This is a genomic window from Curtobacterium sp. MCLR17_036 (assembly GCF_003234445.2).
Classification (GTDB): domain Bacteria; phylum Actinomycetota; class Actinomycetes; order Actinomycetales; family Microbacteriaceae; genus Curtobacterium.
Window position 1 is genome coordinate 1,390,945 of record NZ_CP126269.1, and the last position, 25,305, is coordinate 1,416,249.

Genomic DNA, 25,305 nt, shown 5'->3' on the forward strand with positions numbered 1-25,305 from the left:
ACCCCAGCATCCCATCCTCCGGAACCGCGCAGCGGGTTCTCCACAGGGGCCGTCACGTGTCCCTGCGATTCCACCGGAACGTGAGCAGGCAGGCCACCGTGCCCAGGACCAGCCACACTGCCAGGACGAGCGTTCCCGTACCGAGGTGCCACGCGCCTCCCGGCTCGGCCGACGCGAACCCCGACGGCAGAAAGACGGACCGCATGCCGGACGCCATCCACCGCAGGGGGAAGCCGGACGCGACGCCCTGCAGCCAGGCGGGTAGTTGCACGAAGGGCAGGTAGACACCGGAGATGAACTGGAGCACGAGGACGACGGGGACGATCGTGGCGGTGGCGCGGCGGCCCTCGCGGGGGAGCGCCGAGATCGCGACGCCGAGGACACAGCTCGTGGCGATGCCGAGGAGCACCACGCCGGCGAAGACGCCCCAGTCGCCCGCGTCGGTCGGCAGGGCGACGCCGAACACCAGGCTCGCGACGCCGAGCAGCAGGACGATCTGGGCGACCGTCGTGACGACGACCATGCCGACCTTGCCGACGAAGTAGCTGAGGACCGGCAGGGGTGTGCCGCCGAGACGCTTGAGCGTGCCGTCGCTGCGCTCCGTCGCGATGTCGACGCCCAGGGCCTGCGTGCCCGACAGCAGGATCGCCGTCGCGACGAGTCCGGGCAGGTAGTAGGTGGCGTAGTCGACGGCGACCGGGCGGCCGTCCGCTGCCACGGCGCGGATCGGGTCGGCGTCGGCGAAGGCCACCGAGAACAGCGCCAGCATGACGACCGGGAACAGGAACGTGAAGAAGACCGCGTCGGGGGAGCGGAACGAGCAACGGAGCTCGTACGCGATGCGGCTCGTCGCTGTCCTCACTTCGTGCCCACCATGTCGAGGTAGACGTCCTCGAGGGACGGGCGGACGACCTCGAGGTCGTGCATGACCGCGGTGCTGCTGCGGATGAACGCCGTCGGATCCGTCGTGCGCTCGTCGTGGTGTGCGCCGGCATCGTCACGCCAGCGCACCCGGGGCGTGCGGGCCGCGGTGCCGCCGATCTCGTCGATCGGGGCGACGTCGAGCAGCCTGCCGTCGGCGATCACAGCGGCGCGGTCGGCGAGGTGCGCGGCTTCGTCGAGGTAGTGCGTGGTGAGCAGGATCGTCGTGCCCTCGGCCTGCACCTGGCGCAGCAGGTCCCAGAACCGGCGGCGGGACTCCGGGTCGAAGCCCGTGGTCGGTTCGTCGAGGAACAGGACCTCGGGGCGGCCGATGATGCCGAGGGCGACGTCGACGCGGCGGCGCTGGCCTCCGGACAGTCGGCTGATGCGGGTGGTGCGCTGCGTCTCGAGTCCCGTCGCGGCGAGGAGTTCCTCGGTGTTGCGGTGCTCGGGGTAGAGCGTCGCGAAGTGGTTCAGCTGCTCGGCGACCGTGACGTTCGGGGACTCGGCGCTGGTCTGCAGGACGATGCCGATGCGGGCGTTGTGGCTGCGGCTGGTCCGAGCGGGGTCGTGGCCGAGGACGCGGACCTCGCCGGCGGTGCGGGAACGGTGGCCCTCGAGGATCTCCACCGTCGTGGACTTGCCGGCGCCGTTCGGGCCGAGGAGCGCGAAGGTCTCGCCGGGCTGGACCGTGAAGGAGACGTCGTCCACGGCCTGCTTGCCGGTGGGGTACTGCTTGCCGAGGTGGTGGACCTCGATGGCGGGGGAGTCGGGCATGGGTCCAGCTTCGCGGCGGTGCGGCCGTGAGGGATCGACCGGGGCGGTGGTCTCGGCATCGTCCGATCGGGGGATGGTGCTGGCGGGGGAGGTGGTTCGGTTTTCGGCCGGTGACGGTTCTGGTTCGCGATCGTCGGGGATCGTGAACCGGAACCGTCAACGTCTCAGTACTGCGGCCGCATCCCGGACCGTCGTCGGGATCGTGCAGCCCCTCGTCGCGGGAGGAGACCGGCTCGGCACGCTGGCGGACGATCGTTCAGGTCTGCGCGGCCTCGTCGATGTCGATGCGGAACTGCCTGAAGTCCTGTCATGGCTCCTGGCGGGTGCCCTCGAGGACGTCGCGAGCGGGTCGGCGGAGAGCGGTCAGCTCCTCGGCGAATCACTGGACCGTCGGACCGGGTGAGGAGCTCGTCGGGACACTCGGAGCAGCATGGCGCACCACGTGCCGTGGACCGCATCCCCTGACGGGCGGGAGGCGCGGGGCGGGGTGGTGCAGGGCCTCCAGGCCGTGGGGTGGTCGCGTCAGGTTGCGTCAAGCAACCGGCGCGTAGACCGGGAGGATGCAGGTCATCGGAGTCGAAACGTTCGGAGGGCCGGAGGCCCTCGCCGCCCACGAGGTGCCGGAGCCGCACGCTGGAGCCGGATCCGTGCGGATCCGGGTGCAGGCGTTCGCCGTCAACCCGACCGACACGGGGGTGCGGGCGGGGCAGCGCGACAGTTCCGAGGCCTCGCCGCCGTACGTGCCGGGCATGGACGCCGCCGGCGTCATCGACGAGGTCGGGCCCGACGTGTCCGGGTGGGAGATCGGCGACGAGGTCATGGCCATGGCGTTGCCGCTCAGTGCCCACGGCGGGGCCTACGTGCAGGAGCTCGTCGCGCCGGTGGGGTCGTTCACGCGGATCCCGCGAGGGACCTCGGTGGAGGAAGCGGCGACGGTGCCGATGAACGGGCTGACGGCGCTGCAGATCCTGTCGCACGCCTCGCTCGCGCCGGGGCAGACGCTCGCCGTGACCGGAGCCGCGGGGCTGCTCGGGAACTACGTGGTGCAGCTGGCGAAGGCCGCCGGGCTTACCGTGATCGCGGACGCAGCTGAGAAGGACGAGGCGCTGGTCCGCTCGCTCGGGCCGGACCACATCGTGCCTCGCGGTGACGGGTTTGCTGCCGCAGTGCGCGAGCTCGTGCCGGACGGGGTCGATGCGCTCGCCGATGCTGCGGTGCAGCGGTCCTCGGTCGTGGACGCTGTTCGGGACGATGGTGTGTTCTTCGACGTGCGGGGCTGGGAGGGCAACGGAGCTCGGGGGATCGAGTTCGTGCAGGTGATGGTGTTCTCGGAGTACCGGTCGTTCGACAAGCTCGAGCACCTGCGGCACGCGGTCGAGAGCGGGACGGTGACGCCGCGGGTGGCCGAGGTGCTGCCGACGGAGCGGGCTGCGGAGGCGCACGAGCGGCTCGAAGCGGGCGGGACGCGGGGGCGGTTCGTGCTCACGTGGTGAGTTGACGACGTGGTCGGATTTCGACGACGCGCTATGTCAGAAAAGAGGAACCCACTTCAACGATAGACCCCGTGAGCTTCTACGACAGCATGGCGCTTCAGCGATTAGCACTCAATTGCTGAGGAGAGACATGCTGCAGGATTGTATGGACGAGCAGGCAGGCACTCGCTCGAAGCGGCCTGGGTAAGCGCTCGTTCCGGCAACCACGGACGCCTGTTCGAGCGAACGGCCGACAGCGCGAGGGAGCTCCGGCGCTGAAACGGCGAGTCCCGAAGGCAGACGCCTAGCTTTTCTTTGGATGTGCCGCCTGCTGGGTCACCAGGTGTTTGATGACGCTGACCACGGTGGGACTGAAGTCACGCCAAGCCTCATCGATCTTCGAGAGGTCTACCTTTCCGACGCGGACCTGCTCGCAAAGACGAAGCCATCCTTCACCAGCGGCGAGAGTGAGAGCCGCCGCCACTGAAGCGTTCACGACACTCCCGACGCCCGGGATCAACTTGATGAAACTGCGTGCAAGAGCACGACCAGCGAGCTGAGCGCTCATCTGGGCTGCCGCGGAGACGGACATCATGGTCTTGAAGTCCAGATCGTAGATCGCCGAAACTCGTCCCATCATGGCGAGCTGGATCGGCGCCAAGGTAACTGCGTCCGCTACCGGGATCGGAATCGCAGCGGCAGCGGCAGCGCCCGTTGAAGCTGCCGCGATGACCGAGCGAGCCATCTGGCGCTTCCAGGGGAGGTTGAGTTTTTGGGCGACGCGAAATGCATCCTTCGCATTGTCGGGCGACAGTTCGAGGGTCTGCGTGAGGAGATCACCGAGTCCGTGACCCGGCCCTTTCCCGTTCTTCGTTTGGGTTGACGTCAGGACGACGCCCTGCAGGGGGATGTCGACTGGCCTCTCGTCCGAATCGATTGGCTCATCCAGCCAGTCCTTGAAGGCCTGTACTCCGTGTGGCGGTTTGAAGGATCCCGCGATGGTCCGGTCCCATTCAACTTTCGTGAGCACGAGCATCACGGGCAGGCCGGCGTCATCCAGCTCTCGGATCATGTCGATGTCGGCGCGTGTCAGTCGATCTGCGGTCGAGTTCACGCAGAACCAGACGACAGCGATCTGTTCTTCGTTTGACCTCTGCGCAACAACGCCCAGATGCTGCCGTAGCGACTCAGCCGGTGATGTCGTCGACCCGATCTCGAACCCCTCGAAATCCCAGATCCCGAGAGTGTCGTCGGAGTAGTAGTGGACGCCCTCAGTGATGGGAAGACCCTTACCGACCTTCGCGAGGTCCCGGCCGAAGACCGCGTTGACCAGTGAGGACTTGCCGACACCTGTGCCACCGACCACCGCGAGGTTGAAACGCCCGTACTTCGCTTTCGCTTTCGCATTGGCCTCGAAGAACGGGCTGTCGTCGATCGCTGGGTCGTCGTCGAGTTGCTCGCCCTGCGTTTCGGTCATGGTGCGTCGGCCCTCCGTCTGGCGCGGCACCTCGTGCGAGGAGTCTTTGCGCGTCAACGTCAATCTAGCGTCGCGCCATCGAGGATCGAGTGGCTCACGGGCCAGCCCGCTCCTCTTGGACAGGAGTTGCGGGATCACGCACTTGTGCGGGAGCGGCCTGTCCCCTCGCAGCGCAAACAACTTCAGAGATCCCATAACATCTGGAAGGTGAGGACCCCTCCCGACGGTCCCCGGATCAGGAGGACCTCGTGTCGGATCAGCGACTGCAGGACGAGCGGCTGGTAGCGGCGCTTCGCTTCCTCGTCGACCATCCGGAGCCAGTTCGCCGGCGTGAGGTGTGGGATGCGATCGTCGCCGACATACCGATGAGTGCCAGCGAGGCGACGTTCGTGTCATCCAGGCCCGAGCCGCGCGGACGGAACGCGTTCTGGTTCGGCACATCGATGCTCGGCCGTGCGGGCTTCCTGCAGAAGTCGGGTGATGGTTTGTGGACGATCACTGACGAGGGCCGTCGCATCGTGGAGGAAGCCTCCGATCCCACAGAGTTCCGAAAAGCGGCCACCCGCTTCGCGCGTGAGGTCACCAAGACGCTGATGGCTGACCGTGCAGCTCGATTGGGCGTCGCGATCCTGCCGCCCGACGTCGGGGCCGAGCGTGTCCGAGAGGCCTCCGAGCGGTTCCGAGAACGGGGTCTGCGCCAGCTGGGCTCGGTCTTCGCCGAGCATCGCTCCGTCTGGCGCACGGACGTCACGGCGGAACTGATTCGCTGCTTCGTCGACCGGGCGGACGTGGCGGGAGAGAGCTTCCTCGACAAGCTTCGTGAACAGTTCGCGGACGCGAGCGACGATGCTCGCCTGCTCATGGCTGAATTGATCGCTTGGCAACTCCTCCCTCTACAGACCCCGGGGGAGCGGAAGAAGCGGGAACGCGTCGAGGCACTCCTGAGTCTGATGCACGAGCCCGTTGTGATTCCGGCTGAGGTCGACCAGGCTTTCCGCTCTTGGTCATTCAATCCGGGCCAGGGAATGGCGCAGGGGGTCTTCAACGCGCTCTCGATCGTGGTGCGGCTCGCTGACCGGTGGGTCTCGCTCACGGATGACGAACGAGAAGCGCTCCTCGACGATCCCTGGGCGTGGCGCGACTTCGTGGCCGCAGTCCCAGGCACGCCGTTCCCCACGATGCGCAACGAGCTCATGTACCTGGTGCACCCGGACTCCTTCGGTGAGGTGATCTCCGCGGTCGATCGCCAGCGGATCAGATCGGCGTTCCGCGGCGAGGTTGTCGGTGACATCGACGCCGTCGAGGTGACGGAGGACCCCGATCGCGAGTTCCTCGAGATCACGCTGGCGCTCCAGACGAAGGACAACGGGCCGGCGGTGTACTACCGCGAGCCGTTGCAGTCGAAATGGTCAGGCGAGCCCGATCCTGTCCACGTGGTGGACCTCGATGTGCGGGAGCCACAGCCGGTCGACACTCCCCTGAAGGAAGCGCGAACGTCGTTCACCCCGGCGGACCGCGAGCTTGCCTCCGGCATGCACATGCCCGAGCGCTGGTTGCAGGACACCCTCGATCTCATCGAGCGCCGCAAACAGGTCATCCTCTACGGCCCTCCGGGCACCGGTAAGACGTTCCTCGCGCAGGCGCTGTCGAAGCACGTGACGGACGGCACCGACGGCGAGACCACGATCGTGCAGTTCCACCCGACGTACTCGTACGAGGACTTCTTCGAGGGCTTCCGCCCGGTTGCCAACGACGACAGTGGCGCCCTCGCGTTCAGCCTCCGGAAGGGACCGCTCCGGCGCCTCGCTGATGCGGCCGCGGCCAACCCCGAGGCGAACTACTTCCTCGTGATCGACGAGATCAACCGCGGCAACATTGCGAAGGTCTTCGGCGAGCTGTACTTCCTCCTCGAGTACCGCGACAGCGAGATCTCACTGCTCTACAGCGACGAGCCGTTCACCCTGCCGAGCAACATCTTCGTCATCGGCACGATGAACACGGCGGACCGCTCGATCGCGATGCTCGACGCCGCCATGCGGCGCCGCTTCGCCTTCATCGAGCTGCACCCGGAACGCGACCCCGTCCGCGACGTGCTCGCCGGCTGGGCGGCGACCAAGGGCCTCCAGGACGATCGCGCGGACCTGCTGACGCGACTCAACTCTGCCATCGCCGACCACGGTGCCAAGGTGGGGCCGTCGTTCCTGATGCGCGACCTCGACGCGCACGGTCTGGCTGACGTGTGGCGGTACGAAATCTTGCCGCTCCTGGCGGAGCACCACTACGGCGACGGCGTCGACCTGGAGGCCCGGTACGGCCTGGCAGCACTGCGTCGCCAGGCGACGCCGTCCGTCGCGGACGGGGCCGACGGTGCCGACACCGCGGGTTGAGTTGCGGGAGGCGGACCAGCCAACGCTGTACCGCATGCCGCGGGAGGTCGCGGCCGGTCTCGTCGCCGCGCGGATCGCGGACGTCTGGCCGACGTTCGTCGCGGACGAGTACCGCGTCAGCGGCGTGCGCAAGGTCGGTGTCGTCCGGATCGCCGGTCACGATGTGTGGATCCGGCCGAAGACGCCCGTGCGGCGGCTGTTCGCGATGCTCGGCTACGCGCGGGCGGGGAGCGCGATCTGGGAGGACGAGGACTTCGGCTTCGCGGCCGACGAGGACCTCGTGCCGGCGCTGGCGCACGCGTTCGAGCGGCAGGCCTCGCGGGCGCTCGCCGGAGGTGCGCTGCGCGGGTACGTGACGCGCGACGACGCCCTTCCGCTGGTGCGCGGACGCTGGCGGATCGGGGATCAGCTCACACGGCGGGGTGGTCAGCCGCTGCCGGTCGAGGTGTCGTTCGACGATTACGTGGAAGACATCGCGGAGAACCAGCTCGTGCTGACCGCAGCGACGCGGTTGCTGCGGCTGCCGGGAGTGCCGTCCGATGTCGTCGGGCGGCTGCGGCGGGTGGTGCGGGTACTCGACGGGGTGACCGTGGTCCCGGTCGGGGCGCCGGTGCCGGTGGTCCGGTCCGATCGGCGGAACGCGCGGTACTCGGCGGTGCTGCCGCTGGCGTCGCTCGTGCTGTCGGGCGCGTCGATCGAGCAGCGTGCCGGGTCGCTCGTGGGGGCGGGGTTCCTCATCAACATGTGGTCGGTCTTCGAGGACTTCGTGACCGCTGCGCTGCGGGAGGCGTTCCGGCCGTTCGGGGGAGAGCTCGTGGCGCAGTACGCGTCGACGCTCGATGTCGAGGGGACGGTGAAGATCGCGCCGGACCTCGTGTGGCTCGTCGACGGGGAGGTGCGGGCGTGCATCGACGTCAAGTACAAGGTCGAGAAGCACGGGCAGTACCCGAACGCTGACCTCTACCAGATGGCGGCGTACTGCCGGAGGTTCGGGCTGGCAGAAGGGTGGCTTATGTACGCGGCGGGGGACCGGCTAGGAGACTCGCTCCGAGTCGTCGCCGGTCCGACGATTCATCGCATGGCCGTCGATACCGGTCAGCAGGTCAGCGGACTGAGCCAGCGAATGGCGGAGCTTGGTCGTGTCGTCGCATCGCCCTCAGATGCGTTCGTGCAATTGATGCTGCTGGACTTGTAGTTGGCAAAGTCAGCCCACTCCTACGGCTCCTCGGAAGGCGACGGGACGCTCGTCGCCGTCGTCAAAGAGTGACTACCTGGGCCGTACTCGTGAGGGCCGTGTATCGCTCGAAGAGACGCTCCAAGCGGGCGACATCAGTCGGCGGCTTGGCGAAGCCGAACACACGATCTACGACGCGATCCAAAGCTTTATGCGCAGCCAGTAGGGACGCCGCCATCGCCAGCGGCTGGTAGAGGTCTGCGAGGCTCTTCCCGGGCTGCTCCGCTCGTGCTGCGAGAATGGCTTTGCCCGCGTCGATGATCCGCTGCCGCTCGGACTCGGTCAGTTGTGGAAAGGGGAATGAGTTCCAAGTGATCGTGTTCCCGAAGCGCAAGTCCGACTTGATCCGCCCACCCACGGTCCGCTGCCACGCCATGTACATCGAGGACGAGATGACGCCGAAGAGCAGGCCGTCAGGGTCGACCGCGGTGAAGTTCGCGTTGCTAGCGATGACATCGGGCTCGAAGAACGCCACCGTCGCAAACGCGCGCGATTCAGTGAAGTGCGCCGGGATACAGATGTACGCGGCGCGGGGCTGGGCACGCTGCACGAACAGGTAGGGGCGATCTGCATATCCGCGGGTGCTCTCCGCCGAACTGGCGGCTCGTAGCGCGCGGACGGCCTCCAGCCTTTCACGGAGGATCGGTGACTTCGGCAGATCAGACAAGTCCGCGCCCTCCATCCAGAGGCACCAGCGGTCATCGCCCTTGATCAGCTCGCTGGCTCCGACAAAGCGGCGCAGGTACTTCGATGCGATCGGGTCAGCTGCCACGGCGGCGTAGTCGCCGGGCTCGACGAGCAGATGGCCGCCGTCGCGCGGCATGGATCCGTACGTGGCGGGGGAGAGCGACGGGCTCAGCACCTTCGAGTGCTTGTCGATGAGAGCGTCGGGCGCTGCCACGAGGTATGGGTTAATATTCGGCACCCCACTAATCTCGACGGGCTCCGCTTTTGGGTTGAGATATTCGAAGAGGCGGCGCCCGCCGAGCGCGTCCTTCGTGAAGCCAACGATCACGCAGTGCACGGCTGCCCCACCCGTCGCCTCGGTCGTCCAAGCGAAGGTGCGATGCGCGAAGCTGATGTGCCATCCTGCGGCGAGAATCGGTGCGAACAGCAGGCGGACCTGGTCGCCCTGGGTGATTGAATTCGTCGTCACGAAGGCAAACTGCGCCGACTTCGTCGCGGACAGGTAGCGCAGCGCGATGGCATGCCAGCCAGTCACGAAGTCGAGGCGGCTGATATCGACGTCGCCCCAGGCAGCGCGGAAGTCCGCGAGCTGGTCGGCGTCGCGGGTCTTGTGACCTAGGAAGGGCGGGTTGCCGAACACGTAGGTGCTGTCGGTGGGCGGGAAGACATCTGACCACGGCACGCGGAGGGCGTTGCCGTGCACAATGCGTGGGGCGAGCTTGATCGGAAGCCGCTCCGGGGCGGCGCCGAGGCTCTCGGCCATGCGCTGGTTGGCCTGGTGGTCCACGAGGAACATCGCCGTCTCGGCGATCTTCGCGGGCCACCAATTGATTTCGATGCCGCCGAACTGCTCCGGGCTGACCTTCAGGTCCCAGGTGCCGTCAAGCGTGTACGCGGTTGTCTCGCCGCGCAGCTCGCGGAGTCGCTGCAGGAGCCGCAGCTCGATATCGCGCATTTCGCGGTAGGCGACGATGACGAAGTTTCCGCAGCCCATCGCCGGGTCCATGTAGCGCATGCCTTCGAACGAGTCGTGCAGCTTCAGTAGGGCAGACTCGGAGGGCCACGCGGCCTTCAACTTCTCCTCGATGCCGTCGAGGAAAAGCGGTCGCAGGGTCTTCAGGATGTTCGTTTCGGTCGTGTAGTGCTCGCCCTGCTTCCGGCGTGCCTCTCGACTCGACATCCCCTGGAACAGTGACCCGAAGATCGCTGGAGAGACCTCGCTCCACTCCTCACGGCAGGCGGCAAGGAGCGCGGCGCGCATGCCCCGGTTGAACGTAGGGATGTCCACGCGATCGCGGAAGAGGCCGCCGTTGACGTAGGGGAACGCCAGGTAGATGTCATCGAGATGCGGTGAGCGGCGCTGCTTCGGAGTGTCGAGCACCTGGAATAGCTGCGTGATCAGCGCGCCGCTGTCGGAACCGTCCTCGCCGGTGTACTGGAGGATGAAGCGCTCGAACAGCCCCTGCTCCCATAGTCCGCCGGCGTCGTCGCCGTACAGCAAGAACAGCAGACGCGTCATGAAGACCGCGGCTTGCTCCGAGTCGTGTCCCTCGGACATGGCGTCGACGTCGCCGAGGAGCGTGTCGTAGAGCGCACCCATGGTGCGTGCCGCTTGCACCGTGACGGCTTCCTGCTTCTCTACCGCGCGCTTCGGTGCCCGGTAACCGGAGAGGAAAGCGAAGTGGCGGATGTTCTTCGTCAGGTCCTGCACGCGGAACTGGATCGGGTCGTCCGACGGGGATTCAAGGTCGCGGATGCGGATGACGTCGAAGTCCGACGCGACGACGTATCGGGGCATCTCCGCTGCGGCGATGTCGCCGGTTGCAAGGTAGTCGAGCGCCTGACTCTCGGCGGCTTCGAGGTCTTTCCCGAGGCTCTTTGACTCGCCGATCATCACGCCCGGCATAAAGATATCGATCCGGCCGCGCTCGCCGGTCGACGCCCGCTTGGCGCGGTGCTCGAATACGGCGACGGTGCGGCGGTCGAGCCCGAATGTCTCAAAGAGGTCGTTCCACCACGTCTGAGCGTCGGCTTGTTCGCTGCTTGCGCCCTTCCAAGTGGCGACGAACTTCTGAGCGCGGCGGGTCATCTCCGTGGTGGAGAGCACCTTCGGCTTGGCGCTGGGCATCGATGCCATGGGGTCCGTTCTCGGTCGTGCGGGGCCGACGCCGGGAACCCCCGTTCGGCAATAGTTCTACACTATCCGCGCCGCCCACAGTAGGGAGGCGGCCCCGCGGCTACGGGTTGAGATGCGCCGCCGGGCAGGGCGGTTTCGGAAGCTCTGTACGAAAGGATCGCATGCCCGCGACTCGACACTCGATCATTTGGTTCATGTACGAGTGGGAGACAGGGCTGACCGGTGATCCGACGCTATGACCGATGGGGCACCGCAGCGGCCCTTTGCGCACTCGTCGCGACCCTCGTCACCGGCTGCTCTGACACCGGCCCACATGCCCCAGCGAGCAAGGATTCATCGATGACGTTGCAGGAGTCACATCAGAATGTGCTTGACATCTTCGCCGCCATCACATCGGTCGTCGGGGAGGATGGATGGGCCGAGGGGACCGAGTCGGAATGGAACGGTTGCTCCTCTCAGGGCGAATCAGGCGCGCAGTTCATGCTCACTGCCATCCGAAACCAGCCTCTCGCCAGCACACCGGATGATGTGACGAAGCGTGTTGCAGAGACGCTCGAGTCGAAGCTGGGCATGGAAGGCATCCGCGTGCAGCACGATGAGACGCTGTCGCCTCCCCGGACGGTGATCGGGTACCCGAACGGCTACAACGGCGGAACCGCTGCTGACGGCTACGGATTGCAGTTCCAGACCGATCTCGATTTCGTCGGCGTCATCATCTACGGGCACTGCGTGCCCGGAGACCCGCCCAAGCTCGGAACGCCGCTGAACCCGCGCCCTTCCGAATCGTCGGAACCGTCAGGCACTTGAGATCGTCCTGCGGTCGAGGGCGGGTCTTCGAGGGGGTTCATCGATGATCCGTTGTTCTGGGCGCGGTGCTGTCGGGATCGCCGTCGCGATCTCGGCCGCGGTCATGCTGGCCAGCTGTTCGGGACCTGACTCGTCGGACGGAGCGACAGGTGCCACGCCGATGACCCCTGAACAGGCCCACCAGAACGTCACCGACGTGTTCGACACGATCAAGAGCGTGGTGGGTGAGGACGGTTGGGAGGACGACTTCGAATCCTCATTGGGTTCCTGCCCGTCTGTGTCCGGTGCCTCCCAGTTCAGCTTGTACGCAGCACGCCGACTACCGCTGAGCGACTCCCCGGATGCGGTGACGAAGCAGGTAGCCGCTGCGCTCGAGGCCGGCGGCTACGAGAACGTGCGGGTTCAGCACGACAACACGTTGCAGCCACCGCGGACCGTGATCGGGTATCCGAACGGGTACAACGGCGGCACCGCGGAGGACGGGTTCGGCATCCAGTTCCAGTCCGGCACGGACTACGCCGCCACGATCATCTACGGCCACTGCGTCTCCGGTGAGCCTCCGAAGCTCGGAACCCCGCTGAATCCGAGACCCACAGATGCTCCGTAGTGCAACTCGCCGCTGAGCGTCGTCGCGATGACTGACACCGCGGGGCGGTGACGTCGCAGTCGTCACATCAGGGGATGCTCGAGGCCTTCGCCGCGATCACATCGGTGATCGGCGAGACGAAGGAGCCGAGGGGCTGAGCCGGACTGGAACGCTGCAGAAGCTCGACCCGGGTGGCCGCATCGGTCGCCTCCGCAGTGCTCATCTCGACCAACTGCTCTGGCTCTCACCGAACGGAGGCGCTCGGAGCATCCCGACCCGCTGATGCCGAACCGGCTATCGCACCCCACCGATCGAGCTCCGCCTCGACCCGATCCGCAGCACCAGCCGCGTCCTCGTGCTCCCAGAAGCGCAGCACCCGCCACCCCTCGGAGACAAGGACCGCCTCGTTCCGCAGGTCCCGTCGGCGGTTGCCGAGCAGCTTCGTCCGCCACAGCTCGGCGTTGGCCTTCGGCAGCTGTGCGTGCTCGTCGCAGTAATGCCAAAAGCAGCCGTCCACGAAGACCGCGACCCGGGCCCGTGGGAAGACGAGGTCCGGACGCACCCGGCATCGGCGGCTCACCGCGCTGTCGACGAAGAACCGCCGTCCGTGCCGGTGGAGCTCGCGGCGGAGCGCGAGTTCGGGCGCCGTGTCGCGCCTGCCGAACCGGGCCATGTGCCGGCGTCGCGCGTCATCGGCTTCCCACCGTTCCATCCAGCGATGGTCGCGCAGGTGCTGCGTCCGGGCAGGTCCGCCCTGCATGTCGGGGGAGGAACGCCGGGCCCGTCCGAGTGTGGAGGAACACGCGCGAACGAGCGCCTGCGGTCACGCCCGCCGGTACCGCGCCGCCGGCTTCCCCGGCCCCGAGGCGGCGCGCTCCCCGGTGTCGACGAGCATCGGCACCATCGCCCTGCGGAACGAGTCCGGCAGCAGCCGTTCGCCGAGCACGGCCTCGTGCACGGCCCGCAGCTCGGACATCGTGAACGGTTGCGCGAGCAGTCCGTGCGGGTCCGGCGCGCCCGCGTAGGTCGCCCGCAACCGTGCGACGGCGAACGCCAGGATGTCGTCGTGCCCGTGGACCATCCCGGTGGCGGCGTCGACGGGCACGAGGCGCGCGCCGGCGCGGTCGAGTCCTGGCGCCAGGGCCGCGAACGGCACGACGTCGAGGTGCGCCACCGACAGCACCCACCCGCGGCTGTCCCGCGAGGGCTCGTCGAACACGTGCAGCTGCGTCGGTGCCAGCCCCGCGACGCCGGCCTTCTCGGACAGCGAGCGCAGGACGGCCGCGGCGAGCCGCTCGCCCTCGTGCACGAAGGTCCCCGGCAGTCGCCAGTCGCCGGCTTCGGCGTCGCGCACCTGGACGACGGACATCGGGCCGCCGGGTGGCACGGTGAGCACCGCGGTGTCGACGGCGACCGAGGGCCGCGGGTAGTCGACCAGCCGCTTGCCGCTCGCGTCGCGGTACTCGTTCTCCATGACGGCAAGTTTACGCACACTTGCGCAAACTGCATGGAGCGTGCAGACTCGGGTTTACGCGATTCTGCGCAAACCGAAGGAGGCGGCCATGCTGACCATCGAACAGACCGACCGGGCGATCGGTGCCGTCCTCGGCTCAGCCGCGGGCGACGCCCTGGGCGCCGGCTACGAGTTCCGACCGGCTGTGCCGGAACCGACCCTGATCCGGATGGCCGGCGGCGGCTCCTTCGGCTGGGCGCCGGGGGAGTGGACGGACGACACGAGCATGGCCGTCCCGATCCTCCGCACCCTCGCCCGTGGTGGCGACCCCGCAGGCGGGTCCGCCCTCGACGGCCTGGTGGCCGCTTGGGCAGATTGGGCACGGACCGCGCCCGACGTCGGCATCCAGACGCGCAACGTGCTGACCGGTCTGGAGGCACGGGTCGCCTCCGCAGCACGCGCCGCGGCCCGGCAGGAACACGAGTACAAGGGGCAGTCGGCCGGGAACGGCTCGCTCATGCGGACGGCGCCGCTGGTGCTCGGCTACCTGACGGGCGCGGTCGATGAGGAGCTCCGGCTGGCTGAGGCGGCGCGGGCGATCAGCGACCTGACGCACTACGAATCGGACGCGGGGGATGCGTGCGTGCTGTGGTGCGTGGCGATCCGGAAGGCGGTCCTGACGGGCGAGCTCGACGTCATGGCGGGGCTCGACCTGCTCGACCTCGACAAGCGGCGGGTGTGGGTGGACCGCATCGTGACGGCGGAGCACTCGGAGCCGGTCGACTTCACGGACTCGAACGGCTGGGTGGTGTCGGCGTTCCAGGCGGCCTACGCGGCGGTCAAGCGGAGCTCGAGCCTTGAGGACGCCCTGGTCCGAGCGGTCCGGACCGGCAACGACACGGACACGGTCGCGGCGATCGCGGGCGGCCTGGCGGGAGCGGTGTACGGGGCGGGTGCGCTCCCGACGGAGTGGAGGGAGCTGCTGCACGGGTGGCCGGCCCTCCGCGCGGACGACCTGGTGGCGCTGAGCGAGCAGGCGCTCGCCGTCCGCGCAGCGGCGGTCTGACCGCGCGAACGCCGCAGGCTGGCGGGGCGGCCGGTGTCGGAGGGTGCTGTGGGGGGACTCTCCGGCACCGGCTGTCCGTGGCGGAGGTGAGCCGAGCCTCCCGGCCGGTCCGGCGGCCACGTCGGGTGTGACGCCCGCGCGCTCGATCGCCTCAGGCGAGGCGGAGCCGTCACTCGTGCCGGGCGGTGGCGACGTAGCGGCGGACGTTGCGGATCCGGTGGCGCATGAAGGCGGTCATGACGACCGCGACCACCAGGATCACGACGAGGAACACCCGCGCGAAGCCGGGGTACCAGTCGTTGCCGTGCAGCAGCGACGGGAGCTGGGTGCCGGCGATGACCGCGTAGAGGAGCAGGAACTGCCCGAGTGCGATCGGCAACGCGATCGACGTGCCACGTGCCCAGTCGACGGCTCGGTGTGCGAGCTCGGAGTCCGGCGGCTCGATCGGTCGGGCGGAGAACACGGCGCGGCGGATCGTCCGCCGTCCGGCCGGGTCGAGTCCACGGACCGGGTCCTGCGCGGCCGGCGTGAGTGCGAGGGTCGCGGCGATGAGGGATGCCACTCCGCCGAGCCCGCCGACCGTCAGCGCTGACCCGATCACGGCGAGGACGCGAGTGGTGCCGTCAGCGTCCGATCCGAGTCCACCGACGGCCACGCCGACGATCGCGCCGACGACGACGCCGGCCGCGGCGATCCAGGCGGTCCGACGCCAGGCACGTCGTGCGGTGTCCTCGAGGTCTCCCGTGCTGCCGACCCTGCTGCGCACGGTTCAGCGCTCCGCGGTGGCGGCGAGGTAGCGCCGCGTGCCACGGATGTTGCGGCCGGAGGAGATCGCAGCGGCGATGCCGACCACGACGAGTGCGGTGACGAACACGCGGCTGAAGCCGGCGCTCCACGCGTCGTCGCGGATCACGTTCGGCAGTTGCGGGCCGCCGATGCCGGCGAAGAGGAGCAGGAACTGGGCTCGGGCATGCGGCAGCGAGGCCGCGGCGCCGCGGGCCCACTCGGCAGCTCGGGCCGCGAGGGTTGAGTCGGACGGCTCGATCGGCCGGCCGGCGTACACGGCTCGCTGGACGGCGCGACGATCGGCTGCGTCGAGGTCGCGCACCGGCCGCTGCATCGACGGGGCGAGCCGGAACGAGGCTGGCAGGAGTGAGAAGGCGCCGCTCAGCCCGCCGAGGGCGACAGCGAAGCCGAGGACGGACAGGACCCGTTCGAGTGCCGACGCGTCGCCCGTGAACAGCACCCCGACCACGGCGCCGACGACGAGCGCGACGATCACGATCGGGACGGTCCGGCGGCGGGCGCGGGCGGCGATGTCCTGTGGTTCCCCCATGCCGCCCACCCTACGATCGGGACGTGACCGACACCGTGACGCCAGGCCGCTACCGACACTTCAAGGGGAACGACTACCAGGTCGTGCTCGTCGCGCGGGACGTCGAGACCGAGGAGCCGGTGGTCGTGTACCAGGCGCTGTACGGGGAGCACGGGCACTGGGTGCGGTCGCTCACGGACTTCACGGCGCACGTGGTGCGCGACGGGTACGACGGGCCGCGGTTCGTGCGGGTCGAGGGCGACTGAGCGCTCAGTCGGCCTCGGCGTCGGGTGCTGCCACGCAGACCGACTCGACGGTGACGGTGGTCGTCCGGCTGTTGGCGGTGACGACGACCAGGGGCTGCCCGTCGTCGTCGGCGGTCGCCTGGTGCAGCGTGCCGTACTTCCCGACGTCGGCGGAGCGGACGGACACCGTGCGGTCCTGCCCGCGGAGCGTCTGCACCACCGTCTCGATCCAGCGCTCCGGGTCGGCCGGCGCCGAGCCGGCGGCGTTCCAGTGGTACTGCCGACCGGCGTGCGGGTCGCCGTCGATGGTGCACTCGGCGTGCGCCGGCTCCTGCTCCCGGCTCGCCGAGGACCACGTCGAGCCCTCGATCCCGAACACGGTCGCGAGTGCCTGCTCGGCCTGCTGCTTGCCCTGGTCGCTCTGCACGGGGTCCTCCTGCTTCGGATCCGCCGCGCACCCCGTGACCATCCCTGCCAGGCAGGCGGTCAGGAGGGCGGCGGTCACGATCGATCTCTTGCGCATCATCATCACCACGGAGCCAGGGTCGCGACGCCCGTGTTGAACACGGACGACGTCTTGCGGTCGAGGTAACCGTACGGGTCCCCGGCGTCGACGTGCTTGAGCGGGTCGTGCACGGTGACGCCCTTCTCGGACCCCGATGATCCGAGTCCTGGCACGTTCACGTCGTCGCTGCCCGTGCCGAGCGGCTCTGCTCCGAAGTCCGCGTCGCTCGGGTCGGTCCGGCCGCTACCCCATCGACCGAGCGGTGCGACACCCTCGTCGCCGGTCCCGGCGTAGACGTGCTCCGCGTGGATGTCGTCCGCTGAGTGGATCGACGTCGGGATGCCTGCGGAGCCCAGGCTGACGAAGCTCTGCACGTGCAGGTCGGCGTCCTCCGACAGGGCGATCGACGCAGTGGTCGTGCCGTAGGAGTGTCCGACCACGTTGAGCACCGGGCTGTCGCCTCGACTGGCCCGGAAGCCGCTGAGGTCGTCGACCAGTCGCTCCGCTCCCGCTTCGGCCTTCTTGTTCGACAAGACCTCGAACGGGTCGACAGTGGCCATGACCGGGGTGTCGTAGTTCACCCAGGCGACGACCGCGGTCTCCGACGGGTCGCCGGTGATCCCGTCCTGCACTTCCTTGATGTTCCGCGCTGCGCGTTGCAGGACCGTCGAGTCGCCCATCGTCGTCCCCATGCCGGGCACGACGTAGCTCACGTTGTCGACGGTGTCGAGGTTGCCCAGCGAGATCGCTCCGAGCGGCGGCTTCCCCGCGGTGAAGGACACCACCTGCACGCGGACGTTCTGCCACTCCGGCCCGTTCGGCAGCTGGCTGCCCCGGGCGGCGCTGGCGAAGTTCTCGAGCTGCTTGTTGAGCTGTCGTTCGTCCTCGAGCTTCGACGCGAGGTCGTACGGGCGCAGGTTCTTCGCGACGGCGTCCGCCACAGCGGCTTCGAGGTCGGCGAGGCGCTTGTCGGAGGCCGCCTTCTGTCGCTGCAGTTCCGTGCGGTTCGCGGTGTCGCGCGCCCAGTAGGCCACGCCGTTCAGGTTCCCCATCGCGGCGGGGAACGCCGCGAGCAGCGCGTCCTGCGCCGCGGAGTGGTCGTCGTAGGAGCCCTTGCCCTGTTCGCCGCCGAGGTCCGACCACCACTTCGCGACCGCATCCGGGTCGTCCAGCCCAGCGAGCTTGTCGGCGATCGCGGTGTTGCCGGCGAGGGCGGCGAGCTCCTCGGGGTGCAGGCCCTTGAGGTAGGCGAGGAGTTCAGGACCGCTCATCGCGTTCACCGCGGCGGTCGAGGGCGGGATGACACCGACGACGTCGGTGGTGCCGAGGGCCGACACGGCCTGCGCATCGGCTGCCTTCCGCTGCGAGACCAGGTCGTCCCAGGAGCGTTCGAGGGCAGCCTTGGTGGTCTGCAGGACCGCCTGCTGCCCGGCGAGGGCACCGAGCTGGACGGCGTCCGTGACGTCGTCCGAGCCGGCCAGCTTGTCGGCGCGCTTCGCGTTCAGGGAGAGCTGGTCGGCGGTGTGCTGCTGCTGTGCAGCGATGACCGCGGCGTCGCGCTGGATCTGCTCGACGCGGGTCGCGTAGGCGAGGAGCGCCGACACCGCGTTGTCCACGTGCGTCGCGGTCCGCTCGGCGCTCGCTGCGACGTCTCCGGCGGTCGAGACGAACGAGCCCTTGGCCGCGCCGGTCCAGTCCGCGTCGGAGACCGAGCCGGCTTCGGCGCTCGTCCGGGACGACGCCGAACGGATGGCCGTCGCGTCCTGCTGCAGCGCGGTGGCGAGCGACCGGATGCCCGCGGGGCTGCCCGCGGTCGGATCGGCAGTCACTTGCCCGCCTTCGCTGCGTTCGCCGCGTCCCACTCCTCGTAGGCGGTGATCGCAGCGCGTGCTCGTTCCGCGAGGGCGGAGGTGTTCGCCTGGACGCCGTCGATCATCGCGCCCTGCACGCGGGTCGCCGTCGCGAAGGCGGCCTCGACGTCAGCGGACCCGAACGCCCCACCCGCGCCCTTGGTGCTGATCGAGCCGAGTGCAGCTGCGTCCTTGTCGATGCTGCTCGCGACGGAACGGACTGCACCCTTGTCGAGAACGATCTTGTCCACGGACCCCACCTTCCCCTTCCCCCGTGTTGCGGTCGACAGCTTAGCGGCTGGGGGCCCGATCAGTCAGGGTCGTCGGTCGGACCGTGCTGGGTAGCGGCCGTGCAGACGGACTCCATGTCGATCGAGGTGTGGTTGTCGTTCACAGCGACGACGACGGCCGACACCAGGCCCTTCGAGCCGACGACCTGGTACGAGGTGCCGTAGTCCTCGAGCGTCGTCGAACGGGTCGTCACCTTCCAGCCGTCGTCGCGCAGCGTCGACCTGACACGGGCGACGTACTCCTCGCCGTCGGGGAGACGCGGCCCCTCGACGTGCCACTGCAGGACCAGCGAACCGTCGTCCGAGCCGATCGTGCACGGGGACGACTGGGGCTCGGCGACCCGCTGCCAAGCGGGACCGGGGACGGCCTGAACGAGACGCAGTGCGGAGTCTCCCTGCGCGCGCGCCGCAGCAGAGGTCGCTGTGGGCGATGACGTGGAGCGGTCCTCGGGAACGTTCCGTGCGCAGCCGCTCAGTCCGCACCCACCCACAACGAGCAGCGCGAGGGTGGCGACGAGCGGCATGCCGACGCGCCGGGCACGCGCTCGGTGACCGAGCGCTCCCTCGATGACGCTCCCGATCACCGGCCCCACCTCCCCGTCGGCAGCCTACCGACGCCGACCGCGCTGTCACCGGCCGCCCCTATGCTCGTCCCGCACCGGAACACGAGGGGGAGCGCATGCAGATCACCACCGAGGGCGCCCTGCTCAGCCCGAGCGACCTCAGCACGTGGTCGGCCTGCGAGTGGGCGTTCCTGCGCCGCCTCGACGTCAAGCTCGGCCGCGGGGAGCCCCTGCCCGACGAGCACGACGACATGCTCGAGCGCACGGCCCGGCTCGGGGACCAGCACGAGCTCGACCACCTCGACGTCCTGCGCGAGACCCGGCAGGTCGTCGAGTTCGAGCGGCCCGCACCGCCCGACTACGCCCGCGCCGCGGCCGAGGCGCGACAGGCCTTCCGCGACGGCGCCGACGTGCTCTACCAGCCGACGTTCCACGAAGCGCCGACTCCGGAGCGACCGGGGTTCATCGGCTTCGCCGACTTCATCGTCCGGAACGAGCACGGCGAGTACGAGGTCTACGACACGAAGCTCGCGCGGCACGCGAAGATCAGCGCGCTGCTGCAGCTCGCCGCCTACGCCGAGCAGATGCAGGCGCACGGCATCCCCACCGGGCAGCAGGTCCACCTCGTGCTCGGGGACCGGACGACGACCACGCACGAGCTCGCCGACATCGCCCCGGTGTACCGGACGCAGCGCGCCGAGCTCGAGCGGGTGATCGCCGAGCGCACCGCGGCGTCGGAGCCGCTGCAGTGGGGCGACCCGCGGTACGCGAGCTGCGGCCGCTGCTCGGTGTGCACCACCCAGGTGGCCGAGCACCGCGACCTCGTGCTCGTCGCCGGCATGCGACTCGACCAGCGCACGAAGCTCATCCGGCAGGGGGTGCGGACGATCGACGACCTGGCGGACCGCACCACGGCCGTGCCCGGTCTGTCCCACGGAACGCAGGACAGGCTGGTGCGTCAGGCGCGCCTCCAGGTCGACAGCGAGGACGCGACGCGCGACGCGCGTCGGACTGGCGCCGCCGCCGTCCCGCGCTTCGAGGTCCTGGACCCGCGCGCGCTCGACGCGATCCCGGCGCCGGACGCGGGCGACGTGTTCTTCGACTTCGAGGGCGACCCGCTGCACACCGAGGACGGCGTGCACTGGGGTCTCGACTACCTGTTCGGACTCGTCGACGACCAGGCGGTGTTCACCGCCTTCTGGGCGCACACCATCCGCGACGAGCGGCAGGCGCTGGTCGACTTCCTCGCGTTCGTCGAGGCCCGCCGCGAGCAGTACCCCGGCATGCACGTCTACCACTACGCGGCGTACGAGCGGACGCACCTGCTGTCCCTCGCCGCCCGCCACGGCGTGGGGGAAGAAGCCGTCGACGACCTGCTCCGCGCGGGGGTGCTGGTGGACCTGTACCCGGTCGTCCGCAAGGCCCTGGTCGTCGGCAGCCGCAGCTACTCGATCAAGAAGCTCGAGCCGCTCTACATGGGGTCGGACCTGCGGCTCAGCGACGTGACAAACGCGGCGGACAGCATCACCGCGTACGTCGACGCGATCGAGGAACTCCGCACCGGCGACGCCGCCGCGGGCCAGCGCATGCTCGACCAGGTCGCCGACTACAACGCGTACGACTGCCGCTCGACGCTGCGGCTGCGGGACTGGCTGCTCTCGCTGCGCACGGAGCCGCCCGCTGCGCCGCCGGCGGACGAGCTGCTGCCGCCGATCCCCGTCGAGCGCGAGCCGAACCCCGTGTACACGGCGCTCGCGGCGGAGCTCGCCGACGTCGACGCGCTCGACCGCACGCCCGACCAGACCGCGCTGGCGCTCGCCGCGGCAGCGATCGACTACCACCGCCGCGAGGCGAAGACCTTCTGGCAGGACCACTTCGACCGCCTGCGCAACCCCGTCGACGACTGGGCCGACACGCGTGACGTGCTCGTCGTCGAGCGCGCGTCGGTCGAGCGCGACTGGGGCACGCTGCCGCGTGCCCGGTCGCAGTCGCGCGAGATCCGGTTGTCGGGGACGCTCGCGCCCGGCTCGCGGCTCCGGTCGGGAGGCACGCCCCACCTCGTCTACGACGACCCGCTCCCGCCGTCGGTCGCCGCTCCGGGCCCCGGGTCGAAGGGCGCGTCGGCCCGGGCGGTCCTGCTGGACGTGCAGGACGACGGCGACGCCGTCGAGGTGCTCGTGAAGGAGAACCTGCCGGTCGGCGCTCCGACCCACGAGGACTTCCCGGTCGCGCTCGCCCCGTCCGCCCCACCCCGGGCGAAGCCGCAGCCCGAGGCGATCGCCGAGTGGGGGCAGGAGGTCCTCGACGCGCTGCCGTCGATGCTGCCCGACCCCGCGCTCGACCTGCTCCGTCGGGTCCCGCCGCGCGGCGCGATCGTGCCCGTGCAGGGCGACGACACGGTGTCGGCCGTCGTCGCGACCGTGCTCGGACTCGACCGCTCGTACCTGGCGATCCAGGGTCCTCCCGGCACGGGCAAGACCTACGTCGGGTCGAACGTCGTCGCCCGCCTGGTGCGGGAGCACGGCTGGCGCGTCGGGGTCGTCGGGCAGTCGCACGCCACCTCGGAGAACTTCCTGGCCGCGGTCGTCGCCGCCGGCGTGCCGGCCGACCGGGTGGTGAAGGTGCCGAAGGCCGGGGCGAGCGAGGACGAGCTCGACGCCGCCCCCTGGACCCCGGTGAAGAACGGGGCGGCGGTGGCCGCGTTCCTGTCCTCGTGCGGGTCGACCGGCACCGGCGGTGTCGTCGGCGGCACGGCGTGGACCTTCGCGAACGAGGCGACGATCGAACGCCGGTCCCTCGACCTGCTCGTCGTCGACGAGGCCGGGCAGTTCTCGCTCGCGCCGACGATCGCCTCGTCGATCGCGGCCACCCGGCTCCTGCTCCTCGGCGACCCGCAGCAGCTGCCGCAGGTGTCGCAGGGGTCGCACCCGGAGCCGGTCGACGAGTCCGCCCTCGGCTGGCTGGCGGACGGGCAGCACGTGCTCCCGCCGGAGTTCGGCTACTTCCTCGCCCGCACCCGCCGCATGGAGCCGGCGCTGACCGCGTCGGTCTCGGCGCTGTCGTACGACGGGCAGCTCACCTCGATGGCGTCCGGCCGGCACCTCGACGGGATCGATGCCGGGGTGCACCCGGAGCCGGTGGTGCACGCGGGGAACACGACGTCCTCGCCGGAGGAAGCCGCCCGCGTCGTCGCGCTCGTCGGCGACGTCGTCGGCCGGACCTGGACCGACGGCGACGAGACCCGGAGGCTCACCGACGAGGACGTCATCGTCGTCGCGCCGTACAACGCGCAGGGGGCACTGATCCGGCAGGAGCTCGACCGCGCCGGCTTCGGCGGGACCCAGGTCGGCACGGTGGACCTGTTCCAGGGCCGCGAGGCGGTCGTCTCCGTGGTGTCGCTCGGCGCGTCGAGCGCGGCGGACATCCCGCGCGGGCTCGACTTCCTGCTCATGCCGAACCGGTTGAACGTGGCGGTCTCTCGGGCGAAGTGGGCGGCGTACCTGGTGCACTCGCCGGCGCTCACCACGGGGCTGCCGCCGTCGATCGCCGGGCTGTCGCTGCTGTCGCGGTTCATCGAGCTCGTCGACGCGCGCTGACCGGGCGGTAGTCTGGGCGCGGCCGAGGGGGCCGGGGAACGGGGGACGACCATGTCAGCAGCAGTGCCAGGACCGGATCCGAGCACGGTGCAGTCCTCGGCGTCTGTGCCGGAACGGCGCGGGCCGCACCGATCGGGCGGTGGCTTCACAGCCGACCTCGTCGTCTCGGTCGTGCTCTTCGTCCTGACCGCCCTGCTGGGCGGGATCATCGTGGTCGTCAGCTACCTCGTCGGAGCGGTATCGCAGTACGGCTGCGGCTGGGAGTCCTCGACGCGGGCGTGCAACGACGCGGCGGGCCCGCAGACCGCGATCGTCGAGGCCGTGGTGGTCGTCAGCATCTGCGTCGCCGGCGCGCTGCTCGCCGCGCGGGTGCGCCGGACCCGACCACTCGGCTGGGCGGTGGCGCTCGGGACGGCCGCTGCGGTGGTGCTCGCGTTCGTGATCACCTGGAGCGTGCTCGGGACGCTGACGTCCTGACCGGGCGCGGAAGGGCCGATCACCATCTGCCGGCGGCCTGCCGGCGTTCGGCGGTCAGTGTTCGGCGGTCGGCCATCGGCCATCGGCGGTCGGCGGCGGCGCGGGGCGTGACTGAGACGTGCTGGGCACTTGACGCTTCCGGTTCGTGAACCACGGGCCTCATGCCCCGAAACCGTCAGCCGACCTGGACCGTGCCCATTGCCGAGTCGTAGGTGGCGACCGCCCCGAACCCGCTGCCGACGACCGTCACGGACCACGACGAGCCGTCCGACGCCACCGAGTACCGCACGCAGGCACCGACGCGGGCGTGCAACGACGCGGCGGGCCCGCAGACCGCGATCGTCGAGGCCGTGGTGGTCGTCGGGATCTGCTTCGCCGGCGCGCTGCTCGCCGCGCGGGTGCGCCTGACCAGGCCACCCGGCTGGGCGGTGGCGCTCGGGACGGCCGCTGCGGTGGTGCTCGCGTTCGTGATCACCTGGAGCGTGCTCGGGATGTTGACGTCCTGACGACGTGCGGGGCACCGGCAACGGGCGTCGGACACCCGAACGCGGGCTCGTCCGCTCCGTGGTGCTCTGACACGCTGACTCGGTGGGGGAACGAGCATCGACGAATGGCCGGCAGCACCGATCGAGCGGCATGATCCCGATCACGCTCCGGGACCGCCCGGCCGCGCTCTCGGTCATGCAGACCTGTCTCCGGCTGCAGGCAGGTCATCCCGCCAGGACGAGCTGGCAACGGTTCTGGGGTGCGGATCCCCTCGCTCCCGCAGCGCGGTCGTGGTTCAAGGGTGCCCTCGGTGAACGTCGCATCGCCGCTGAACTCGCGGCGCTCGGCCCGTCCTTCACCGTCCTGCACGCGCTACCGGTCGGGCGGAAGGGCACGGACATCGATCACCTGGTGATCGGTCCGACCGGCGTGTTCTCGATCAACACGAAGAACCACTCCGGTAAGGACGTCTGGGTCGGCGGTAGTGACTTCCGGGTGAGCGGAGGACGGACAGACCACATGCGGAACGCCCTGAGCGAGGGCCGGCGAGCCACCCGGAACCTGTCGGTGGCGGCTGGAACTTCCGTCCTCGTGCAGCCGTTGATCGTCGTCTCCGCGCAGCGGGTGCGGTTCGGACGGAAGCGGCCCACTGTGGTCGTCCTGCGGAGCGGTGACGTCGTGCGGTGGATCACCGGGCTGCCGCGGGCCTTCTCCGATGAGGCCGTCCGCTACCACGCGATGGTCGCGGAGGAGCCGGAGACCTGGGGAGCCGACGCCGCGATCTTCCACGACGCGACGTGGACCGTCGAGGGGTTCTCATCGCTGGAGCGCGACGTGCGCGAGGCCGGGGCGAGGCGAAGGAAGATGCTCGGCATGTCGCTCGTGGCGCTGGTGCTCGCGCCGCCGGCGGCGATCTTCGCGCTGTCCGCGCTGCTCGCGGCGGCAGCGTCATCGCTGTCCTGAGACGAGCGGTA

General features: G+C 69.6%; 25 protein-coding genes. 12 read left to right on the forward strand and 13 right to left on the reverse strand.

Annotation, left to right across the window (positions count from 1 at the left end):
- Positions 1–52: 52 nt before the first annotated feature.
- Both DEI99_RS06595 and DEI99_RS06600 read right to left on the reverse strand, forming a co-directional pair.
- Positions 53–862, reverse strand: coding sequence for an ABC transporter permease (locus DEI99_RS06595; RefSeq protein WP_111043161.1), 810 nt, complete (start codon positions 860–862; stop codon positions 53–55).
- Complete coding sequence (locus DEI99_RS06600) at positions 859–1,698, reverse strand: ABC transporter ATP-binding protein (protein WP_181434562.1); 840 nt, start codon at positions 1,696–1,698, stop codon at positions 859–861. Before DEI99_RS06600 ends, DEI99_RS06595 begins: the two co-directional genes overlap by 4 nt.
- 202 nt (positions 1,699–1,900) lie before the next feature.
- Here DEI99_RS06600 and DEI99_RS06605 point away from each other — a divergent pair, with 202 nt between their 5' ends.
- Positions 1,901–2,101, forward strand: coding sequence for a hypothetical protein (locus DEI99_RS06605; RefSeq protein WP_146247216.1), 201 nt, complete (start codon positions 1,901–1,903; stop codon positions 2,099–2,101).
- 157 nt (positions 2,102–2,258) lie between these two features.
- Positions 2,259–3,191: an NADP-dependent oxidoreductase gene (locus DEI99_RS06610; protein ID WP_111042141.1), complete on the forward strand. Its 933-nt coding sequence runs from the start codon at positions 2,259–2,261 to the stop codon at positions 3,189–3,191.
- A 283-nt stretch (positions 3,192–3,474) separates the two neighbouring features.
- Here the strand turns inward: DEI99_RS06610 and DEI99_RS06615 are convergent, their stop codons facing one another.
- On the reverse strand, positions 3,475–4,647 hold the full coding sequence (locus DEI99_RS06615; RefSeq protein ID WP_111042145.1) for a GTPase family protein: 1,173 nt from the start codon (positions 4,645–4,647) through the stop codon (positions 3,475–3,477).
- A gap of 248 nt (positions 4,648–4,895) precedes the next feature.
- On the opposite strand from DEI99_RS06615, the gene DEI99_RS06620 reads away from it, so the two are divergent.
- Both DEI99_RS06620 and DEI99_RS06625 read left to right on the forward strand, forming a co-directional pair.
- A complete protein-coding gene (locus DEI99_RS06620) occupies positions 4,896–7,034 on the forward strand; it encodes an AAA family ATPase (RefSeq protein ID WP_111042140.1) in 2,139 nt (712 codons plus the stop codon).
- Positions 7,015–8,229 (forward strand): McrC family protein, encoded by a 1,215-nt coding sequence (locus DEI99_RS06625; RefSeq protein WP_111042139.1) that lies wholly within the window; start codon positions 7,015–7,017, stop codon positions 8,227–8,229. The genes DEI99_RS06620 and DEI99_RS06625 overlap by 20 nt, the downstream gene beginning before the upstream one ends.
- Before the next feature lie 61 nt (positions 8,230–8,290).
- On the opposite strand, the gene DEI99_RS06630 is transcribed toward DEI99_RS06625, so the two are convergent.
- Positions 8,291–11,092, reverse strand: coding sequence for a DNA methyltransferase (locus DEI99_RS06630; RefSeq protein WP_111042138.1), 2,802 nt, complete (start codon positions 11,090–11,092; stop codon positions 8,291–8,293).
- A gap of 339 nt (positions 11,093–11,431) precedes the next feature.
- Between DEI99_RS06630 and DEI99_RS06635 the strand changes: the two genes are divergently transcribed.
- Together DEI99_RS06635 and DEI99_RS06640 are read left to right on the forward strand one after the other, a co-directional pair.
- On the forward strand, positions 11,432–11,899 hold the full coding sequence (locus DEI99_RS06635) for a hypothetical protein (RefSeq protein ID WP_111042137.1): 468 nt from the start codon (positions 11,432–11,434) through the stop codon (positions 11,897–11,899).
- A gap of 160 nt (positions 11,900–12,059) precedes the next feature.
- The gene (locus DEI99_RS06640; protein WP_111042136.1) at positions 12,060–12,506 is read left to right on the forward strand and encodes a hypothetical protein; all 447 of its coding nucleotides are present in this window, start codon (positions 12,060–12,062) and stop codon (positions 12,504–12,506) included.
- A gap of 67 nt (positions 12,507–12,573) precedes the next feature.
- Here the strand turns inward: DEI99_RS06640 and DEI99_RS06645 are convergent, their stop codons facing one another.
- The 3 genes from DEI99_RS06645 to DEI99_RS06655 all read right to left on the reverse strand — a co-directional run bounded on the left by DEI99_RS06645 (position 12,574) and on the right by DEI99_RS06655 (position 13,959).
- Positions 12,574–12,708 (reverse strand): hypothetical protein, encoded by a 135-nt coding sequence (locus DEI99_RS06645; protein WP_258369457.1) that lies wholly within the window; start codon positions 12,706–12,708, stop codon positions 12,574–12,576.
- Between the two features lie 21 nt (positions 12,709–12,729).
- Positions 12,730–13,197 carry a very short patch repair endonuclease gene (locus DEI99_RS06650; protein ID WP_111042144.1) on the reverse strand — a complete coding sequence of 156 codons (468 nt, stop codon included), beginning with the start codon at positions 13,195–13,197 and terminating at the stop codon, positions 12,730–12,732.
- A 111-nt stretch (positions 13,198–13,308) separates the two neighbouring features.
- Positions 13,309–13,959: an NUDIX hydrolase gene (locus DEI99_RS06655; protein WP_111042135.1), complete on the reverse strand. Its 651-nt coding sequence runs from the start codon at positions 13,957–13,959 to the stop codon at positions 13,309–13,311.
- A gap of 88 nt (positions 13,960–14,047) precedes the next feature.
- Here DEI99_RS06655 and DEI99_RS06660 point away from each other — a divergent pair, with 88 nt between their 5' ends.
- Positions 14,048–15,004, forward strand: a complete 957-nt coding sequence (locus DEI99_RS06660) for an ADP-ribosylglycohydrolase family protein (protein WP_111042134.1) — start codon at positions 14,048–14,050, stop codon at positions 15,002–15,004.
- Between the two features lie 169 nt (positions 15,005–15,173).
- Here DEI99_RS06660 and DEI99_RS06665 read toward each other — a convergent pair whose 3' ends face one another.
- Together DEI99_RS06665 and DEI99_RS06670 are read right to left on the reverse strand one after the other, a co-directional pair.
- Positions 15,174–15,770, reverse strand: coding sequence for a hypothetical protein (locus DEI99_RS06665; RefSeq protein WP_111042133.1), 597 nt, complete (start codon positions 15,768–15,770; stop codon positions 15,174–15,176).
- A gap of 3 nt (positions 15,771–15,773) precedes the next feature.
- Positions 15,774–16,340: a hypothetical protein gene (locus DEI99_RS06670; protein WP_111042132.1), complete on the reverse strand. Its 567-nt coding sequence runs from the start codon at positions 16,338–16,340 to the stop codon at positions 15,774–15,776.
- 23 nt (positions 16,341–16,363) lie between these two features.
- Here DEI99_RS06670 and DEI99_RS06675 point away from each other — a divergent pair, with 23 nt between their 5' ends.
- The gene (locus DEI99_RS06675; protein WP_258369456.1) at positions 16,364–16,585 is read left to right on the forward strand and encodes a DUF1653 domain-containing protein; all 222 of its coding nucleotides are present in this window, start codon (positions 16,364–16,366) and stop codon (positions 16,583–16,585) included.
- Positions 16,586–16,589: 4 nt separating this feature from the next.
- On the opposite strand, the gene DEI99_RS06680 is transcribed toward DEI99_RS06675, so the two are convergent.
- The 4 genes from DEI99_RS06680 to DEI99_RS06695 are packed head-to-tail and all read right to left on the reverse strand — an operon-like array spanning position 16,590 to position 19,403.
- A complete protein-coding gene (locus DEI99_RS06680) occupies positions 16,590–17,069 on the reverse strand; it encodes a hypothetical protein (RefSeq protein WP_146247139.1) in 480 nt (159 codons plus the stop codon).
- 23 nt (positions 17,070–17,092) lie between these two features.
- Complete coding sequence (locus DEI99_RS06685; RefSeq protein ID WP_111042130.1) at positions 17,093–18,898, reverse strand: alpha/beta hydrolase; 1,806 nt, start codon at positions 18,896–18,898, stop codon at positions 17,093–17,095.
- Positions 18,895–19,170: a hypothetical protein gene (locus DEI99_RS06690; protein WP_111042129.1), complete on the reverse strand. Its 276-nt coding sequence runs from the start codon at positions 19,168–19,170 to the stop codon at positions 18,895–18,897. Before DEI99_RS06690 ends, DEI99_RS06685 begins: the two co-directional genes overlap by 4 nt.
- Before the next feature lie 59 nt (positions 19,171–19,229).
- A complete protein-coding gene (locus DEI99_RS06695; protein ID WP_181434478.1) occupies positions 19,230–19,403 on the reverse strand; it encodes a hypothetical protein in 174 nt (57 codons plus the stop codon).
- A 485-nt stretch (positions 19,404–19,888) separates the two neighbouring features.
- Here DEI99_RS06695 and DEI99_RS06700 point away from each other — a divergent pair, with 485 nt between their 5' ends.
- From DEI99_RS06700 to DEI99_RS06715, 4 genes are all read left to right on the forward strand, one after another.
- A complete protein-coding gene (locus tag DEI99_RS06700) occupies positions 19,889–23,368 on the forward strand; it encodes a TM0106 family RecB-like putative nuclease (protein ID WP_111042127.1) in 3,480 nt (1,159 codons plus the stop codon).
- Between the two features lie 51 nt (positions 23,369–23,419).
- Positions 23,420–23,845 carry a hypothetical protein gene (locus DEI99_RS06705; RefSeq protein ID WP_146247138.1) on the forward strand — a complete coding sequence of 142 codons (426 nt, stop codon included), beginning with the start codon at positions 23,420–23,422 and terminating at the stop codon, positions 23,843–23,845.
- A 212-nt stretch (positions 23,846–24,057) separates the two neighbouring features.
- The gene (locus tag DEI99_RS06710) at positions 24,058–24,351 is read left to right on the forward strand and encodes a hypothetical protein (protein WP_111042125.1); all 294 of its coding nucleotides are present in this window, start codon (positions 24,058–24,060) and stop codon (positions 24,349–24,351) included.
- Positions 24,352–24,481: 130 nt separating this feature from the next.
- Positions 24,482–25,294: a nuclease-related domain-containing protein gene (locus tag DEI99_RS06715; protein ID WP_111042124.1), complete on the forward strand. Its 813-nt coding sequence runs from the start codon at positions 24,482–24,484 to the stop codon at positions 25,292–25,294.
- Positions 25,295–25,305: the final 11 nt, after the last annotated feature.

What these genes read in the sequence shown, in the direction of transcription:
- DEI99_RS06600 (WP_181434562.1), bottom strand. Translation starts at nt 1,698, where the DNA reads ATGCCCGACTCCCCCGCCATCGAGGTCCACCACCTCGGCAAGCAGTAC.
- DEI99_RS06610 (WP_111042141.1), top strand. Translation starts at nt 2,259, where the DNA reads ATGCAGGTCATCGGAGTCGAAACGTTCGGAGGGCCGGAGGCCCTCGCC.
- DEI99_RS06615 (WP_111042145.1), bottom strand. Translation starts at nt 4,647, where the DNA reads ATGACCGAAACGCAGGGCGAGCAACTCGACGACGACCCAGCGATCGAC.
- DEI99_RS06630 (WP_111042138.1), bottom strand. Translation starts at nt 11,092, where the DNA reads ATGGCATCGATGCCCAGCGCCAAGCCGAAGGTGCTCTCCACCACGGAG.
- DEI99_RS06635 (WP_111042137.1), top strand. Translation starts at nt 11,432, where the DNA reads ATGACGTTGCAGGAGTCACATCAGAATGTGCTTGACATCTTCGCCGCC.
- DEI99_RS06640 (WP_111042136.1), top strand. Translation starts at nt 12,060, where the DNA reads ATGACCCCTGAACAGGCCCACCAGAACGTCACCGACGTGTTCGACACG.
- DEI99_RS06645 (WP_258369457.1), bottom strand. Translation starts at nt 12,708, where the DNA reads ATGAGCACTGCGGAGGCGACCGATGCGGCCACCCGGGTCGAGCTTCTG.
- DEI99_RS06650 (WP_111042144.1), bottom strand. Translation starts at nt 13,197, where the DNA reads ATGGAACGGTGGGAAGCCGATGACGCGCGACGCCGGCACATGGCCCGG.
- DEI99_RS06655 (WP_111042135.1), bottom strand. Translation starts at nt 13,959, where the DNA reads ATGGAGAACGAGTACCGCGACGCGAGCGGCAAGCGGCTGGTCGACTAC.
- DEI99_RS06660 (WP_111042134.1), top strand. Translation starts at nt 14,048, where the DNA reads ATGCTGACCATCGAACAGACCGACCGGGCGATCGGTGCCGTCCTCGGC.
- DEI99_RS06670 (WP_111042132.1), bottom strand. Translation starts at nt 16,340, where the DNA reads ATGGGGGAACCACAGGACATCGCCGCCCGCGCCCGCCGCCGGACCGTC.
- DEI99_RS06700 (WP_111042127.1), top strand. Translation starts at nt 19,889, where the DNA reads ATGCAGATCACCACCGAGGGCGCCCTGCTCAGCCCGAGCGACCTCAGC.
- DEI99_RS06705 (WP_146247138.1), top strand. Translation starts at nt 23,420, where the DNA reads ATGTCAGCAGCAGTGCCAGGACCGGATCCGAGCACGGTGCAGTCCTCG.
- DEI99_RS06715 (WP_111042124.1), top strand. Translation starts at nt 24,482, where the DNA reads ATGATCCCGATCACGCTCCGGGACCGCCCGGCCGCGCTCTCGGTCATG.